Annotated in this window: 15 protein-coding genes; 8 read left to right on the plus strand and 7 right to left on the minus strand. The window is 71.6% G+C overall.

The annotated features are described in order from the left end of the window. Positions 1-322 precede the first annotated feature (322 nt). The 3 genes from ASE68_RS19210 to ASE68_RS19220 form a co-directional block, all read right to left on the minus strand. Positions 323-1,687 (minus strand): NAD-dependent succinate-semialdehyde dehydrogenase, encoded by a 1,365-nt coding sequence (locus ASE68_RS19210; protein ID WP_055863250.1) that lies wholly within the window; start codon positions 1,685-1,687, stop codon positions 323-325. 86 nt (positions 1,688-1,773) lie between these two features. Then, entirely contained in the window at positions 1,774-2,535 is a 762-nt protein-coding gene (locus ASE68_RS19215) for a hypothetical protein (protein ID WP_055863252.1), read from the minus strand. Then, positions 2,516-3,286, minus strand: a complete 771-nt coding sequence (locus tag ASE68_RS19220; RefSeq protein WP_055863254.1) for a FadR/GntR family transcriptional regulator — start codon at positions 3,284-3,286, stop codon at positions 2,516-2,518. Before ASE68_RS19220 ends, ASE68_RS19215 begins: the two co-directional genes overlap by 20 nt. Before the next feature lie 114 nt (positions 3,287-3,400). Here ASE68_RS19220 and ASE68_RS19225 point away from each other — a divergent pair, with 114 nt between their 5' ends. The 3 genes from ASE68_RS19225 to ASE68_RS19235 all read left to right on the plus strand — a co-directional run bounded on the left by ASE68_RS19225 (position 3,401) and on the right by ASE68_RS19235 (position 6,164). Next, positions 3,401-4,648, plus strand: coding sequence for a CaiB/BaiF CoA-transferase family protein (locus ASE68_RS19225; protein WP_200921797.1), 1,248 nt, complete (start codon positions 3,401-3,403; stop codon positions 4,646-4,648). Continuing rightward, entirely contained in the window at positions 4,645-5,844 is a 1,200-nt protein-coding gene (locus tag ASE68_RS19230) for an acyl-CoA dehydrogenase family protein (RefSeq protein ID WP_055863256.1), read from the plus strand. Before ASE68_RS19225 ends, ASE68_RS19230 begins: the two co-directional genes overlap by 4 nt. Positions 5,845-5,906: 62 nt before the next feature. Then, positions 5,907-6,164 (plus strand): hypothetical protein, encoded by a 258-nt coding sequence (locus ASE68_RS19235; RefSeq protein ID WP_055863258.1) that lies wholly within the window; start codon positions 5,907-5,909, stop codon positions 6,162-6,164. A 66-nt stretch (positions 6,165-6,230) separates the two neighbouring features. Here the strand turns inward: ASE68_RS19235 and ASE68_RS19240 are convergent, their stop codons facing one another. Then, a complete protein-coding gene (locus ASE68_RS19240; RefSeq protein ID WP_055863261.1) occupies positions 6,231-6,560 on the minus strand; it encodes a hypothetical protein in 330 nt (109 codons plus the stop codon). A 267-nt stretch (positions 6,561-6,827) separates the two neighbouring features. Between ASE68_RS19240 and ASE68_RS19245 the strand changes: the two genes are divergently transcribed. The 4 genes from ASE68_RS19245 to ASE68_RS19260 all read left to right on the plus strand — a co-directional run bounded on the left by ASE68_RS19245 (position 6,828) and on the right by ASE68_RS19260 (position 10,139). Continuing rightward, complete coding sequence (locus ASE68_RS19245) at positions 6,828-7,634, plus strand: amino acid ABC transporter substrate-binding protein (protein ID WP_055863263.1); 807 nt, start codon at positions 6,828-6,830, stop codon at positions 7,632-7,634. A 112-nt stretch (positions 7,635-7,746) separates the two neighbouring features. After that, complete coding sequence (locus ASE68_RS19250) at positions 7,747-8,415, plus strand: amino acid ABC transporter permease (RefSeq protein ID WP_200921798.1); 669 nt, start codon at positions 7,747-7,749, stop codon at positions 8,413-8,415. Beyond that, positions 8,402-9,286 carry an amino acid ABC transporter ATP-binding protein gene (locus ASE68_RS19255; RefSeq protein ID WP_082462535.1) on the plus strand — a complete coding sequence of 295 codons (885 nt, stop codon included), beginning with the start codon at positions 8,402-8,404 and terminating at the stop codon, positions 9,284-9,286. The genes ASE68_RS19250 and ASE68_RS19255 overlap by 14 nt, the downstream gene beginning before the upstream one ends. Before the next feature lie 97 nt (positions 9,287-9,383). Continuing rightward, a complete protein-coding gene (locus ASE68_RS19260; RefSeq protein ID WP_055863265.1) occupies positions 9,384-10,139 on the plus strand; it encodes a Pr6Pr family membrane protein in 756 nt (251 codons plus the stop codon). On the opposite strand, the gene ASE68_RS20865 is transcribed toward ASE68_RS19260, so the two are convergent. From ASE68_RS20865 to ASE68_RS19275, 3 genes are all read right to left on the minus strand, one after another. Then, positions 10,036-11,562, minus strand: a complete 1,527-nt coding sequence (locus ASE68_RS20865; protein ID WP_082462536.1) for a flavin monoamine oxidase family protein — start codon at positions 11,560-11,562, stop codon at positions 10,036-10,038. The two genes, ASE68_RS19260 and ASE68_RS20865, sit on opposite strands and share 104 nt — an antisense overlap. 124 nt (positions 11,563-11,686) lie before the next feature. Beyond that, the gene (locus ASE68_RS19270; protein WP_157421774.1) at positions 11,687-13,123 is read right to left on the minus strand and encodes an aspartate aminotransferase family protein; all 1,437 of its coding nucleotides are present in this window, start codon (positions 13,121-13,123) and stop codon (positions 11,687-11,689) included. Between the two features lie 59 nt (positions 13,124-13,182). Beyond that, the gene (locus ASE68_RS19275) at positions 13,183-14,763 is read right to left on the minus strand and encodes a CoA-acylating methylmalonate-semialdehyde dehydrogenase (protein WP_055863271.1); all 1,581 of its coding nucleotides are present in this window, start codon (positions 14,761-14,763) and stop codon (positions 13,183-13,185) included. 125 nt (positions 14,764-14,888) lie between these two features. On the opposite strand from ASE68_RS19275, the gene ASE68_RS19280 reads away from it, so the two are divergent. Beyond that, complete coding sequence (locus ASE68_RS19280; RefSeq protein WP_235481305.1) at positions 14,889-16,595, plus strand: PucR family transcriptional regulator; 1,707 nt, start codon at positions 14,889-14,891, stop codon at positions 16,593-16,595. The last annotated feature ends 9 nt before the right edge of the window (positions 16,596-16,604 follow it).

Consider the following 16,604-nt stretch of genomic DNA (forward strand, 5'->3'; position numbering starts at 1 on the left):
GCCGCGCCGGAGGCGCGTGGTGCAGCCCTCGGCGCGCCGCACGGGCGACCACGCCGCACGAGAGACACGCCGGGCCTACCTCGTCGGGCGGTCGCGTTCTGCTGGCTCAGCGGCACCGATGGCCGCAGATCGTGACCACTCGCGGTGGTTGCACGGAGTGTCGGCGGCGAGGGGCGAGCGGGGAGGGAGGGGCGAGGGAGGAGGGGCGAGGGGCGAGGGAGGAGAGAGGCGGGGGGCGCGGACGACGGATGCCCCGGGCCCGCCGACGTGAATCGGTCGGCCCCGGGGCATCCGCTCGCTCGTGCGAGCCGTTCGGCGAGGATCAGCCGATGCGGATCATCTTCTTGTTGACGAACTCGTCGGCGCCGAAGCGGCCGAGCTCGCGACCCGAACCCGAACGCTTGACGCCGCCGAAGGGCAGCTCGGCGCCGTCGGCCCCGACGACATTGACGAAGACCATGCCGGCCTCGATCTTGTCGGCGACGCGGAGGGCCTGCTCGTCGTCGGTCGTGAACACGTACGAGCCGAGGCCGAACGGCGTGTCGTTCGCGAGCTCGACGGCGGCGTCTTCGTCGGCGACCTTGAACACCTGGGCGACGGGGCCGAAGAACTCCTCGTGGAACGCGTCGGAGCCGGGCTTGACGTCGGTGAGGATCGTGGCCGAGTAGTAGTTGCCGTTGCGGGTGCCGCCCGCGTGCAGGGTCGCGCCCTGCGAGACGGCGCGTGCGACCTGGTCGGCGAGCCCGTCGGCGGCCTTGGCCGACGAGAGCGGGCCGAGGGCGGTGCCCTCCTTCGAGGGGTCGCCCTCCTCGACGGCGTTCATCGCGGCGGTGAACTTCTCGAGGAACGGCTCGTAGAGGTCCTCGACGACGATGAAGCGCTTGGCCGCGTTGCAGGCCTGGCCGTTGTTGTCGACGCGGGCGAAGACGGCGGCCTCGACGGTCGCGTCGAGGTCGTCGGTCGAGAGCAGGATGAAGGGGTCGGAGCCGCCGAGCTCGAGCACGACCTTCTTCAGGTGGCGACCGGCGATCTCGGCGACCGCGGCGCCGGCGCGCTCGGAGCCGGTGAGCGAGACGCCCTGCACGCGCGGGTCGGCGATGACCTGCTCGATCTGGTCGTGCGAGGCGTAGATGTTGACGTACGCGCCCTCGGGGAACCCGGCGTCGAGGAAGATCTGCTCCATGGCGGCGGCCGACTCGGGGCACTGCTCGGCGTGCTTGAGCAGGATCGTGTTGCCGATGATGAGGTTCGGACCGGCGAAGCGGGCCACCTGGTAGAACGGGAAGTTCCACGGCATGATGCCGAGTAGCGGGCCGAGCGACGACCGGCGGATGAGGGCCGAGCCCTCGCCGGCCAGCAGGTCGATCTTCTCGTCGGCGAGCAGCGACTCGGCGTGGTCGGCGTAGTACTCGTAGATCGCGGCGGCGAACTCGACCTCGCCGACGGCCTGCTCGATGGGCTTGCCCATCTCGCGGACGATGATCTCGCCGAGCGCCTGCGCGCGCTCGTTGTGCAGCTCGGCCACGCGGCGGATGAGGGCGGCGCGCTCGGCGACCGTGGTGGTCTTCGACCAGGTGCGGTGCGCGTCGGTCGCCTTGGCGATCGCGGCCTGCAGGCCCTCGTCGGTGATCGTGTCGAAGGACTTGACCGTCTCGCCCGTGGCGGGATTGATCACGGCATAGCTCATGGGGTTTCTCCTTTTCGGGTGCACGCACGCAGAGCTTCGTCTGCCTCGGTGCCTACGCTCACCTCAAAGATATAACAACGAATGATTCAGTTCGACCCGGATGCCGCGGGGTCGACGAGCACGCGCAGCGGCGTTCCGGGGCACGGCTCGCCCGCGGCATCCGCCGGGGTCAGCTGGCCGACCTGCAGCGTCGGCTCGGTCGAGAGCACGACCCGGCCCTCGTCGTTCACGAGGGCGAGCGGCACGTCGACGTCGAGGAACGCGGCGAGGAGCGCGCGCTCGAGGCGTCGCACCGCGACATCCGCCCCGATGACTCCGACCATGCGCGGCTCGCCGGCCTCGCCGTGCCCGGCCGTGCCGAGGGCAGCCGTCGCATGCACCGGCATGGTGAGCGTCAGGATGTAGTCGCACGTGCAGAGGTGGTCGACGTACGGACCGGTGACGTGCGCGTGCCTGGTGGTCGCGGGGATGCGGTACCACTCGAGTGCTCGGAAGTCGCGCAGGTACTCGGTGTAGCCGCGAGTCGTCAGGTCGAGGCGCGTCGGCTCGGTCGTCGAGCCGAGCACGGGGTTCGCGTCGAGCGGGCCCAGCCACCACGCGAAGTGCACGTCGCGGCCGCGCACGATCTCGCCGTCGGCGATGAACCCGGCGCCGACGAGCAGCGGCTCGGGCTCGGTGAGGCGCGGGAGCACGAGTGAGGCGACGACTTGGTCGATCTCGGCCGGACGGGTCTCGGGGGAGGCGTCGATCACCTGCTCGACCGGCGCCCGCCAGGCGACGAGCTGGTCGAAGACGCCGGCGAACACCTCGCCGACGGCGATCGCGACGTCATGCGGTGAGCGGGGCATCGAGCACACCTCCCCGTTCGATGCGGGCCTTCGCGGCGAGGAGCGGCACGGTGAGTCCGCTCAGCAGGTCGCCGGCGGCCTCTCGGGCCTTCGCCGGGCGGTGGGCGGCCACGGCACGCACGATGCGGCGGTCGTGGGCCGCGGCATCCGCTCGGTGCTGCGCATCGTCGAGGCCGAGCAGCAGGAGCGGGCCGAACTCGGCCTGCAGGCGGATCTGCTCGCGCACGAGCCTGGCCGACTGGCTCAGCACGGCGACCTCGAGGAAGAACCCGCCCTGGTTCGTGCGAGCGGATGCCGCGGTGTCGAAGTCGGAGGCCGCGAGCCAGGCCGCGAGCCGCTCGGCGTCGCCGGTCGACGCGCGCTCGGCGGCGCGTTCGGCGGCGCCGGCGAGGATCGCCCCGAAGTAGACGGCCATGTCGCTGAGCTCGACCTGGGCGAGGGCGCGGAGCCGTGCGGCGATGATCGTGTGGTGGTCGTCGTCGGCCGCGGTGACGAAGCTGCCGCCGTCGCGGCCGCGACGGGTCTCGACGAGCCCGGCCTCGCGGAGGATGCCGAGCCCCTCGCGCACGGTGATGAGGGCGACGCCGAAGCGGCGGGCGAGCTCCGGCTCGCTCGGCAGGCGTTCGCCTGGGCCGAGCACGCCGAGCACGATGCCGTCGGTGAGGCGCTGGGCGACCTGTTCGGCGCGGCCGGTGTCGGCGAGCTGGGCGAACACGGCCTCGCGCGCGCCGGGGCCCACCCTCGATTCCATGCGTTCAGGCTAGCCGAGCAGGGCGGTCGCGGCTGGCGGCTCGCGCAGAAATCATTCAAGATAGGATGAATTGGAGCGGCGTCGCGGCCGCACACACGTGGAGAGGCGGAAGCGATGCACGACGAGTCCCCGGAGACCCGGCACGCCGCGCCCGACGGGGTGCTCCGCGGCATCCGCGTGGCCGACTTCAGCCGCGTGCTCGCCGGCCCCTACGCGACGATGATGCTCGCCGACTTCGGCGCCGACGTCGTGAAGGTCGAACCGCCGACGGGCGACGACACCCGGCACTGGACCCCGCCCGTCGACGCGAACGGGCAGTCCACCTACTTCGGCAGCGTCAACCGCAACAAGCGATCGGTCGCCCTCGACCTCGCGGATGTCGCCGGGCTGGCTGAGGCGCGACGCCTCGCCGCTACCGCCGACGTCGTCATCGAGAACTTCCGCCCGGGGGTCATGGCGCGGTTCGGCCTCGCCTACGACGACGTGCGGGCGATGAACCCCGGCGTCGTCTACTGCTCGATCACGGGGTTCGGTGCGGGCCAGGGCGCCGCGCTCGCCGGATACGACCTGCTCGTGCAGGCCGTCGGCGGCCTCATGTCGATCACGGGCGACCCCGACGGCGCACCCGCCAAGGCCGGCGTCGCGCTCGTCGACGTGCTCACCGGGCAGAACGCGCTCGCCGGCATCCTGCTCGCCCTGCGCGAGCGCGACCGCACCGGAGCGGGCCAGCTCGTCGAGATCGACCTGCTCGGCAGCCTGCTCTCCGCGCTCACGAACCAGGCCGGCTCGACCCTCGCGACCGGCACGCCGCCCCGCAGGCTCGGCAACGCGCACCCGAGCATCGCGCCCTACGCCGTCTTCTCGGCCGAGGACCGCGAGCTCGTCATCGCCGTGGGCAACGACAAGCAGTTCCGGGCGCTCGCCGGGGTGCTCGGCCTCGCGGGGCCCGGGGTCGCCGGGCCCGGGCTCGCCGGGCCCGGGCTCGCCGACGACCCGCGGTTCGCGACGAACGCCTCGCGCGTCGCCCACCGCGCCGAGCTGACCGCGATCATCGAGGAGCGGCTCGTCGCGGCATCCGCTGCGCACTGGATCGACGAACTGGCCTCCGCGAGCGTGCCGGCCGGACTCGTGAACGACATCGGCGAGGCCGTCGCGTTCGCCGAGTCGCTCGGACTCGAGCCCGTCGCCGAGACGCGACGCGGTGGCGACGCCGCGGTCAGCCGCTCGATCGTCAACCCCATCCACCTCACGGCGACGCCCGCCGCGTATCGCACGCCGCCGCCCGCGCTCGACGAGCACGCGGGGGCCGACTGGTACCACCTCGACGACCGGCACCACCCTTCGGAAGGACCGCACGCATGACCGCCATCGCCCCCCGCATCGACACGGTGTTCGACCTCGACGCCCTCCTCACCGACGAGGAGCGCGAGTGGCAGCAGCGTGCGCGCACGGTCGCGCAGGAGCGGATCCTGCCGATCATCGAGGAGGACTTCGAGAACAAGCACTTCCGTCGCGAGCTCGTGAAGGTCATGGGCGATGCCGGGTTCCTCGGCATGCACCTGAAGGGCTACGGATGCGCCGGCGCCGGCGCCGTGGCGTACGGGCTCGTGTGCCTCGAGCTCGAGGCCGCCGACAGCGGCTGGCGCACGTTCGTGTCGGTGCAGGGGTCGCTCGCGATGAGCGCGATCCACAAGTACGGCTCCGAGGAGCAGAAGCAGCGGTGGCTGCCCGGCATGGCCGCGGGCGACCTGATCGGATGCTTCGCCCTGACCGAGCCCCAGGGCGGCAGCGACCCGGCGGCGATGACCACGGTCGCGCGACGCGACGGCGACGAGTGGGTCATCGACGGCGCAAAGCGCTGGATCGGCCTCGCCTCGCTCGCCGACGTCGCCGTCGTGTGGGCGCGCGTCGACGATCCGTCGGGTGCGTTCGGCGAGGGCGGCAGCGCGGTGCGCGGATTCCTCGTGCCGACCACGACCGCGGGGTTCACCGCGACGCCGATCGACGGCAAGCTCTCGATGCGCGCCTCGGTGCAGTGCGACGTCGACCTCGAGGGCGTCCGCGTGCCGGCCGACGCACTGCTGCCGGGGGCCTCCGGCCTCTCCGGACCCTTCGGATGCCTCAACGAGGCGCGCTACGGCATCGTCTGGGGCGCCATGGGCGCCGCCCGCTCATGCCTCGAGGCCGCCCTCGACCGCTCGATGACGCGCGAGGTGTTCGGCAAGCCGATCGGCGCCAACCAGCTCACGCAGGCCAAGCTCGCCGACATGTTCGTCGAGGTCGAGAAGGGCGTGCTGCTCGCCCTGCACCTCGGCCGGCTCAAGGAGCGCGGGGCGCTGACGCCCGCGCAGATCTCGGTCGGCAAGCTCAACAGCGTGCGCGAGGCGCTCGAGATCGCGCACCAGGCGCGCTCGATCCTCGCCGGCGACGGCATCACGAACGCGTTCCCCGTCATGCGGCACGCGGCGAACCTCGAGTCGGTGCGCACCTACGAGGGCACCGACGAGATCCACCAGCTCGTGCTCGGCCGGGCGCTCACGGGCATCGCGGCGTTCTAGCGCCAGCAGGCCGCCGCACGACTTCACCACCACCACAACCGCACCACCATCAAGGAGCAGTCATGAAGGCAACGGAGCCTCGACTCACCCGCGCCGTCGTCGAGTGGACCGGATGGGGCACCGCCCCCGTTCCGGTCCGCGACGACGCCCGCGTCATCGCCAGGTTCGGCGCCACGGCCGGACCGGCACTCGTCAAGGCGGCCCGACGCCTCGAGGCCGACTACACCGGCTGTTCTGCGGAGTTCCGCACGCGGCATCCGGAACTCGGCGTCGACGCCGTCGAGGCGCTCGCCTGGGCGAACGCGCACGACACCCTGTAGCCCGACGTCGACGCCGAAGGGCGCCTCGGCCGAAGCCGGGGCGCCCTTCGCATGCGCGGTGCGGCGTCAGTTGATGCCGGGGATGATGAGCCACTGGTTGACGAGCACGATCCACACGGCGATCACGACGAGCGCGGCGACCGTGACGCCGCGGCCGGTGCGGCCGCCGGCGAAGAGCGCGACGACCAGTGCGATGAGGGTCGCGACGCCGAGCACGAGCGAGCCCCACGGAATGCCGGGCACGAAGAACGTGAGCAGGAACAGCGCCGCGACGATGACCTCGATGACGCCGACGACGGTGGAACCGCCACGGGCGCGCAGACGCCAGATGCCGTCGATGAGGGCGAGGACGCCGCCGATGAGCGCGATGAGCAGGAGCCAGGTCAGGGTGATCATGAGGTTCCCTTCGGGTAGCGGTGCGGGGACACCGTGCCGTCGGCAGTTTCCGACGACCTCGCAACGGTAGCGATGACGTGGGGTGCGAGATTGGGGGTTGCGGTGCACCATGGAACGCGTGTATCCCGCGCGCCGAGGCCGGCCGGGAATGCAACGGGGGGTCACGCGGTTTCCCTCTGGGACGCCCGCGTGATGGACTCGAACCGCGCCGGGCGGCCGAACACGGCACCGGCACGATCTGCCATCCCCACGAACGGAGCACCACCCATGTCACGCGCCCGCAGCATCCTCGGCCTCGCCGCCGCATCCGCCGCCGTCCTCGCCCTCGCGGCCTGCTCGAGCGGCACGCCCGCAGCGAGCGACGATGCAGCCGACGACGAGTACGGGCTCGTGAAGGCCGGCACGCTCACGGTCGCGACCGAGGGCACGTACCGTCCGTTCAGCTTCCACGACGAGGGCTCGGGCGACCTGGTGGGCTACGACGTCGAGATCGCCGAGGCCGTCGCCGATGAGCTGGGCCTCGAGATCGAGTTCCAGGAGACCCAGTGGGACGCGATCTTCGCGGGACTCGAGGCCGGCCGGTTCGACGTCATCGCCAACCAGGTCTCGATCAACCCCGAGCGCGAGGAGTCCTACCTCTTCAGCACGCCGTACACGGTCTCGCCGAGCGTCGTCGTGGTGAACGAGGGCGACACCTCCATCTCGAGCTTCGAGGACCTCGCGGGCAAGACGACCGCGCAGTCGCTGACGAGCAACTTCTACCAGCTCGCCGTCGACGCGGGCGCGAACGTCGAGGCCGTCGAGGGCTGGGCGCAGGCCGTTGCACTCCTCGAGCAGGGCCGGGTCGATGCCACCGTCAACGACAAGCTGACCTTCCTCGACTACCTGAAGACCAACCCCGACGCGAAGCTCGAGGCCGTCGCCGAGACCGACCCCAGCAAGAGCGCCTTCGCGTTCACCAAGGACAAGACGGCCCTCGTGAAGTCCGTCGACGAGGCCCTCGAGACGCTTCGCGCCGATGGCACGCTCGCCGAGATCGGCGAGAAGTACTTCGGCGCCGACGTCTCGGAGTAGTACCTTCCAGAACAAGCGCGCGAGCGCATCGGCGTCGCGCGAGCGCGTCCGTTCCGACGGGCGCGCTCGCGTCTGACGCCGCCGACTCGCCTGAGCGGAAGGGGCTGTCGACGTGGATTCCTCGGGCTGGCAACTGTTCCTCGACTCCTTCTGGCCGATCGTGTGGGGCGGGCTGAGCGGCACCATCCCGCTCGCCCTGGCCTCGTTCGCGATCGGCCTCGTGCTGGCGCTCGGCGTCGCGCTCGCGCGGCTCTCGAAGAACCGGGTGCTCTCGGGCGCGGCCCGGTTCTTCATCTCGGTGATCCGCGGCACGCCGCTGCTCGTGCAGCTGTTCGTGATCTTCTACGGACTGCCGGCGGTCGGTCTCGTCATCGATCCGTGGCCGAGCGCGATCATCGCGTTCTCGCTCAACGTCGGCGGCTACGGCGCCGAGATCATCAGGGCGGCGATCCTGTCGGTGCCGAAGGGCCAATGGGAGGCCGGGTACACGATCGGCATGTCCTCGGGCACGACGCTGCGCCGCATCATCCTGCCCCAGGCGGCGCGCGTCTCGGTGCCGCCGCTGTCGAACACGTTCATCTCGCTCGTGAAGGACACCTCGCTCGCCTCGCTGATCCTCGTGACCGAGCTGTTCCGCGTCTCGCAGCAGATCGCGGCGTTCAGCCAGGAGTTCATGCTGCTCTACCTCGAAGCCGCGCTCGTGTACTGGCTGTTCTGCCTCGTGCTCTCGAGCGGGCAGACCGTCATCGAGAGGAGGCTCGACCGCTATGTCGCCGTCTGAGCAGAACCCGCCGTCCGAGCAGAACCCGTCCGAGCAGCACCGGCAGGGCGGGGCGGATGCCGGTGGCCGGCCGGGCGTCGGCGACCCCCTCGCACCCCGTGACACGCCCGACGACGCCGTGCTGCTGACGGCACGCGGCATCCGCAAGTCGTTCGGCGACAACGAGGTGCTGCGCTCGATCGACCTCGAGGTGCGCCGCGGCGAGGTCGTCGTGCTGATGGGGCCGAGCGGCTCGGGCAAGACGACCGTGCTGCGCTCGTTGAACGGACTCGAGACGCCCGACGCCGGCATCCTGAGCTTCGACGGCGGGCCGGAACTCGATTTCGGCGCCGGCGTCACGAAGCAGGGGCGGCTCGCGATGCGCGACCGCTCGGCGATGGTGTTCCAGCAGCACAACCTCTTTCCGCACATGACCGTGCTCGAGAACGTCGTCGAGGGGCCGGTGCGCGTGCAGCGGGTGCCGAAGGCGCAGGCGATCGCGCAGGCCGAGGCGCTCCTCGAGCGGGTGGGCCTCGCCGAGAAGCGCGGCGCGTACCCGTTCGCCCTGTCGGGCGGGCAGCAGCAGCGCGTCGGCATCGTGCGCGCCCTCGCGCTGAAGCCCGACCTGCTGCTGTTCGACGAGCCGACGAGCGCGCTCGACCCCGAACTCGTGGGCGAGGTGCTGAAGGTCATCAAGGAGCTCGCCGACGAGGGCTGGACCATGGTCATCGTCACGCACGAGCTCGGCTTCGCCAGGCAGGTCGCCGACGAGGTGCTGTTCATGGACGGCGGCGTCGTGGTCGAGCGCGGTGCGCCCGACCGCATCTTCACCAACCCCACCGAGCCCCGAACCCGGCGCTTCCTCGACCGGATCCTGCGCCCCCTCGACTGATCCCCCTCACTTTTCAGGACCACATCGGTCATGGCTGCAATATGCACGCATGACCGCTCTCATCCTGAAAAGGCGGATCGCCGCGTAGCGTTGAGACATGCCCGACGTCACGACCGGACCCTCGCCAGAGGCCCGGACCCGGCGGGCGCGCATGCTACTGGGCGTGTTCCGGCTCGCGATCGTGGCGCTCGAGGTCGTCGCCATCATCGGCAACTTCCGGTACGTGCTGGGCTTCCGCAGCTTCGCGACGGCGAACTTCTTCAGCTACTTCACGATCCAGTCGGCGTTCCTCGCGGTCATCACGCTCACGATCGCCGCGATCTTCGCACTTCGTGCACCGCGCGACCCGGCCTGGCTCGGCATCCTGCGCACGATGGTCACGGTCTACGTGGTGCTCTCCGGCATCGTCTTCGCGATCATCGTGGCGGAGTCGTCGTCGCACGGCTACCGGGTCGACGTGCCATGGTCGGACACGCTGCTGCACTTCGTCGTGCCGGCGCTCGCGGTGATCGCCTGGTCGATCGACAGCGTGCTCGGGGTGAATCCGCCCGTGCCGTGGTCGACGGTCGGCTGGGTGCTCGTGTTCCCGTTCGGGTGGCTGATCTACACGCTCATCAGAGGTGCGGATGTCGGGTGGTACCCGTACTTCTTCCTCGACGAGGCACAGGTCGGCAGCGTGTTCGGGGTGATCGTCTCGTGCGCGCTCGTGCTCGTGATCTTCCTCGCGCTGACGGCGAGCCTCGTCGCCGTCAACCGCCGCCTGTGGCGAAGGGCTCGAGATCGGCGAGCACGGCGGTCAGGAAGTCCTGATCCGACAGCTGCTCGAGCCGGGTCGCCTGCGCTGCAGCGATGATGCCGACGAGCGCGGCCTCGCCGGTCGCGGTGGCCGCGCCGACGTCGATCCACCGGGCGACCGTCGGGAACGCGCCGACCACGCTCAGCATCGAGGGCGGGATGCCGACCCCGTCGGCGTCGTCGGTGTCGGCGTCGGCCGTGACATCCGCTCTCCAGAACGGCTCTTCGAAGGCGAGCCAGACGACGTCGACGACGCCCATGCCGAGCTGGGAGATCGCGAGCTGGTAGGGGCGGGGCAGGGCGGGCTGGAACCGCACCTGGTCGGTCTTGAGCACGCCGAGCGGCAGGGTCACGACGACCCGGTCGACGGTGAGCGACTCGCCCGTGTCGAGCCGCAGGCTCACCCGGGTCTCGTCGTGGGCGATCTGCGTGACCCCGCTCATGAGCACGATGTCGAGGCCCTCTGCGAGCTGGTCGAGCAGGTCGGAGATGGGCGCCGTCGGCAGCAGCGACGTGGTCGACGTATCGAGGCCCGCCTCGAACGGCTCGAGCAGCGGCGCCGGATCCCACCGCTGCGCCGACACCACGGTGGGGGCGGCGCCCGTGAGCGGCTCGAGTCCGCTCGCGATGGCGTGCCGCAGCCACCCGGCCGGGCTCACGCCGTCGTCGCCGGGGGATTCGGATGCCGGCACCTCGCCCGACTGCAGCAGGGCCGTCGCGACCGACACGTCGTGGGGGATCGCCTGCGACCAGACGTGGGCGCGCTGGAGGGCCTCGGCGCCCGCCGGCGAAGGCTCGACCGGGGTGCCGTCGGAGCGCACCACGGCAGGCGAGCCGAGGAACGCGGTCGTGTCGACGGATGCCGCGGCCAGCGCCTCGACGAGGCCCTCGTCGTCGGCGACCAGCCAGCTGCCGAGCTCGACCGGTGTGCCGAACGCGTCGTCGACGATGGACTGCACGCGCCCGCCGATGCGGTCGCGTGCCTCGATGACGACGACCTCGAAGCCCTGGTCGGCGAGTTCGCGTGCGGCGGTCAGGCCGGCCAGTCCGGCGCCGATGACGGCGATGCGCTCGCCCGGCTCGGCGATCTCGGCGATGTCGGCCGCGGCGCGGAGGCCGGAACGGCGCGCGCCCTGCAGCGTGCCCGGCGCGAGTGAGGAGGTCGCCTCGCCGGCGAACACGAGTCGCCCGTCGATCGGGGTCGCGAGGCGCGTGCTCATCTGCTCGGTCGAGCCGAACTCGGCGAAGCTGAACGATCCGCGGGAGTACGGGTCGGTTCCCCAGGCGGAGCGGCGCATGTTCGTCGGGCGCGGCACGGCCGACGGGCTCGGCGTCGCGGGCGTCGGGCTCGCGGTGGGGGACGGCGAAGGCGACGGCTGGTCGAAGGTGCAGCTCGCGAGCACGATCGCGGCGGCTCCGGCGAGGCCGGTGGCGAGGAACATGCGCCGGGGGATCCCGCCCGACGCGCCCCGTTCGTCCATGCGACTCAGGCTAGCCGAGGGGGTCGCCCAGCACACGCCGCCGCCCTGAACCCCCGGTGGCCCGGGAATGTCGAGTTGCCCGATTCCGTGCGGAATCGGGCAACTCGAGCGAGTGACGTTCGCGTCAGACGACGTAGGTGTCGGCGACGGTGAGCGCCTCGTCGATGATGTCGAGTCCGCGCCGCAGCTCCTCCTCGGTGATCACGAGCGGCGGGGCCACGTGCAGGCGGTTGAAGTGCACGAACGGCCAGAGGCCGGCCTGCTTGCAGGCCGCGGCGACGGCGCCCATCGGCGCGGCATCCGCTCCACCGGCGTTGAAGGGGACGAGCGGCTCGCGCGTGGCCGGGTCCTTCACGAGCTCGATCGCCCAGAACAGGCCGAGCCCGCGCACCTCGCCGACACTCGGGTGCTTCGCGGCGATCTCGCGCAGGCGCGGCTCGACCACCCGCGAACCGAGGTCGCGCACGCGTTCGAGGATGCCGTCGCGCTCGAACACCTCGAACGTGGCGACACCCGGTGCGCACGCGAGCGGGTGGCCCGAGTACGTCAGGCCGCCGGCGAACGCGACCGTGTCGAAGTGCTCGGCGATGCGCTTGGAGATCACGACGCCACCGAGGGGCGCGTAGCCCGAGTTCACGCCCTTCGCGAAGGTGATGAGGTCGGGGGTGACGCCGAAGTGGTTCACGGCGAACCACTCGCCCACCCGGCCGAAGCCGACCATGACCTCGTCGGCGATGTAGACGATGCCGTACTTGTCGGCCAGGGCGCGCACACCCTCGAGGTAGCCGGGCGGCGGAACCAGCACGCCGTTCGTGCCGACGATCGTCTCGAGGATGATCGCCGCGATCGTGTTCGCGCCCTCGAGCGTGATGACCTGCTCGAGATGGGCGAGGGCACGCTCGGCCTCCTGCTCGGGGCTGTCTGCGTGGAACGACGAGCGGTACGCGTACGGGCCCATGAAGTGGGCGACGGACCCGTCGGACGGCTCGTTCGCCCAGCGGCGGGGGTCGCCCGTGAGCGAGATCGCCGTCGCGGTGCCGCCGTGGTAGCTGCGGTACATCGAGAGCACCTTGCGGCGGCCCGTCACGGCACGCGCCATGCGCACCGCGTACTCGTTGGCGTCGGCGCCGCCGTTCGTGAAGAACACCTTGTCGAGGTCGCCGGGGGCCACCTCGGCGATGCGACGGGCCAGCTCGCCTCGCACGTCGTTCGCCATCGACGGCTGGATCGTGGCGAGGCGCCCCGCCTGCTGCTGGATCGCCGCGACGAGGTCGGGGTGCTGGTGGCCCAGGTTCAGGTTCACGAGCTGCGAGCTGAAGTCGAGGTACGCGTTGCCCTGGTAGTCCCAGAACGTCGAGGCCTCGCCCGCGGCGATCGGCAGCGGGTCGATGAGCGCCTGCGCGCTCCAGGAGTGGAACACGTGGGCACGGTCGTCGGCGCGAACCTGCGCCTCGGCCGCGGTGTCGGGCAGCGGATGCCGCGCGCCGGCGCGGTCGACGAAGCTCGCCGTCGCGGCATCCGCCGTCTGGGTCTGCGTTTCAGGGATGAGGGTGTCGGTCATGTCGGTCGCCTCGCTCAGGTTCTGGGACTCGTGGATCTGGGACTCAGTGGTTCTCGGGCTCAGTGGTTCTGGGGGAAGCCGAGGTTGATGCCCGTGTGCGCCGAGTCGCCGCGCGTGGCCGGGTCGAGCCAGCGGCTGGTGATGGCCTTCTCACGGGTGAAGAAGTCGAAGCCGTGCACGCCGTAGGCCTTCGCGTCGCCGAAGAGCGACTGCTTCCATCCACCGAACGAGTGGTAGGCGACCGGCACGGGGATCGGCACGTTGATGCCGATCATGCCGACCTGCACCTCGTTCTGGAAGCGGCGGGCGGCGCCGCCGTCGTTCGTGAAGATGGCCGTGCCGTTGCCGAACTGGCCGGAGTTGATGAGGTCGAGGCCCTCGTCGTACGACTCGACGCGCACGATCGAGAGCACCGGGCCGAAGATCTCCTCGGTATACGCGCGCGACGTGGTGGGCACGCGGTCGAGCAGGGTCGGGCCGAAGAAGAAGCCGTCCTCGTGGCCCTCGACCGTGAGGCCGCGACCGTCGACGACGACCGTCGCGCCGTCGGCCTCGGCGATGTCGACGTAGGAGGCGACCTTGTCGCGGTGCACGTCGGTGATCAGCGGGCCCATGTCGGGCTCACGGAGCTTGCCGTCACCGGCGTCGATGCCCGCGCCGTTGCCGATCTTCAGCCTCGCGATGCGCTCGGCGATCTTGGCGATGAGCTCGTCGGCGACGGGCTCGACGGCCAGCACGACCGAGATCGCCATGCAGCGCTCGCCCGCGGCGCCGTAGCCGGCGTTGACGGCCTGGTCGGCGACGAGGTCGAGGTCGGCGTCGGGCAGCACCAGCATGTGGTTCTTGGCCCCTCCGAGCGCCTGGACGCGCTTGCCGTGCTTCGAGGCGGTCTCGTAGATGTACTGCGCGATCGGCGTCGAGCCGACGAACGAGATCGACTGCACGAGCGGGCTCGTGAGCAGGCCGTCGACGGCGAGCTTGTCGCCCTGCAGCACGGTGAAGACGCCGTCGGGCAGGCCGGCCTCCTTCCAGAGCTCGGCGAGCCAGAGCGCGGCCGACGGATCCTTCTCGCTCGGCTTCAGCACGACGGCGTTGCCGGCGGCGATCGCGATGGGGAAGAACCACATCGGCACCATCGCCGGGAAGTTGAACGGGCTGATGATGCCGACCACGCCGAGCGGCTGCTTCACCGAGTAGACGTCGACGCCCGACGAGGCGTTCTCGGAGTAGGCGCCCTTGATCAGGTGCGGGAAGCCGGTGGCGAGCTCGACGACCTCCTGGCCGCGGAGGATCTCGCCCATGGCGTCGGAGACGACCTTGCCGTGCTCGGCCGTGATGATGGCGGCCAGCTCGCCCTTGCGCGAGTTCAGGAGCTCGCGGAACGCGAACAGCACGGTCTGCCGCTTCGCGATCGAGAAGCCGCTCCACTCGAGGAATCCGGCGTGCGCCGAGGCGATCGCCGCGTCGATCTCGGCCTGGTCGGCCAGCGCGACCTCGGCCTGCACGGCGCCCGTCGCGGGGTTGTACACCGGGGCCGTGCGCCCGGACGTCGAGGCGCGGTGCGCGCCGTCGACCCAGTGCCCGATGACGGGCGCTCCAGACGTCGATGCGGGCGACGAGGCGGTCTCGGTGATGCTCATGGGCGGTTCCTTCGTGTGGAGTGACGGATGCCGCGGCCGCAGTGCGGCGCTCGGCCCGGACATTCCGCCCGGTCGTCGGTTAGGCTGACTGCTCCAAGTTTTTCAGAGGGTGTGAGGGTGCGCCGATGTCAGAACGTCGCGAAGACCGAACGATCCAGACGGATCGTCCGACCGGCATGCGCCTCGGTGACGGCCTCCCGACCGTGCGCGAGATCCTCTCGCTCGAGGCTGTCGCGAACGGCCTCCCCGAGGTGCTCGCGGCCGACGAGCTGCTCGACGCGCGGGTGCGCTGGGTGCACGTCTCCGACAGCGGCGGGGTCGCACGGCTGCTCGACGGCGGCGAGCTGCTGCTCTCGACCGGGTCGGGCTGGCCCACCGAGCCGGCCGACCTCGACGCGTTCATCGCGGGCCTCGTCGAGGCGGGGCTGTCGGGTCTCGTGCTCGAGCTCGGCGTGCACTACCGGTACGTGCCGGCCGTCGTCGAGCAGTCCGCGCGCGAGCACGGCCTCGCGCTCGTGGTGCTGCACCGCGAGGTGAAGTTCGTCGCGCTCACCGAGGCCGTGCACAACCGCATCATCTCCGAGCAGACGGCCGCCCTCAGGGCTCGCGACGAGGTGCGCGAGCGGTTCACCGCGCTGAGCCTGCGGGGCTCGCCCGCGGACTTCATCGTGCACCAGCTGGCCCAGACGCTCGGTTCGGCCGTGGTGCTCGAGAACCTCGCGCACGAGGTCGTCGCGGCCGAGGTGCCGCCCTCGATCGAGGAGACGCTCTTCACCAACTGGGAGGCGCGCTCGAGGCTCGAGCACCGCCGCGTCGAGCAGGCGCGGCAGCGAGGCCGGGCGGGTGCTGGGGCCGCCCCGGCGTCCGTGCCGGTGCCGCCGCCCGGCTCGCCCGACGCGTGGCTCATCGTGCCCGTCGAGGCGCGGGGCACGCGCTGGGGGCACCTCATCGCGTTGCCGGGGCCGGCGCACGCCGCGGGTCGCACGAGCGTGCTCGAGCAGGGCGCGATCGCGCTCGCGCTCGGACGCCTCGCCGACGGCTCGAGCGACGAGTGGACGCGCATCGGTCGCCAGCGCCTGGTCGACGGCCTGCTCGCCGGGCGGTTCGCCGGGGTGGCCGGTGCCTCGGCCCGGGTCGAGGCGGCGGGCCTGCCGGTCGACGGCGCGGTGCTGTACGGCATCGTCGCCACGGGCGCTCCGGTCGCTGCCGGGGCGGCGGATGTCGCGGCGCGGGCGCTCGCCGGGCGCGCGATCGACGGTGCCGCGAACGCCGCCGGCGCTCCGGGCGGCGCACGGATCGTGCTGCTCTCGGTGCCGAAGGCGGTCAGCGATGCGCAGGTGCAGGCGTTCGGCCTGGCGCTCGTCGGGGGCGACACGTCGGCCGCCGACCGGCTCGTGCTCTCGATCGGCGCGGCCGGGGCAGGTCTCGAGGGCGCGCTGGGCTCGGTGCAGGAGGCCGCCGACCTGGCGCGTGGCCCCCGCGCCCGAGGTGCGCGCGGGCTCGTCGTGCGTCGCGCCGACGACCGCCCGCTCATCAGGCTGGTCACCTCGCTCCGCGACGACCACCGACTGCTGCAGCACAGCGAGCGCATGCTCGCGCCGCTCATCGAGTACGACCTGGCTCGCGACGGCGACCTGCTGAGCGTGCTCGGCGCGATGCTCGCGCACCCGGGCAACCGCACGGCCGCGGCCGGGGCGTCGCACCTGTCGCGGTCGGTCTTCTACCAGCGGCTCGCGCTCATCGGCGACCTGCTCGGGGTCGATCTCGACGACGGCGAGGTGCTGACGGCCCTGCACCTCGCGCTGCTCGTGCGGCGGAGCGCCGCGCGCTAGGCCGCCCGC

Source organism: Agromyces sp. Leaf222 (genome assembly GCF_001421565.1).
In the GTDB taxonomy this organism is placed as follows: Bacteria; Actinomycetota; Actinomycetes; order Actinomycetales; family Microbacteriaceae; genus Agromyces.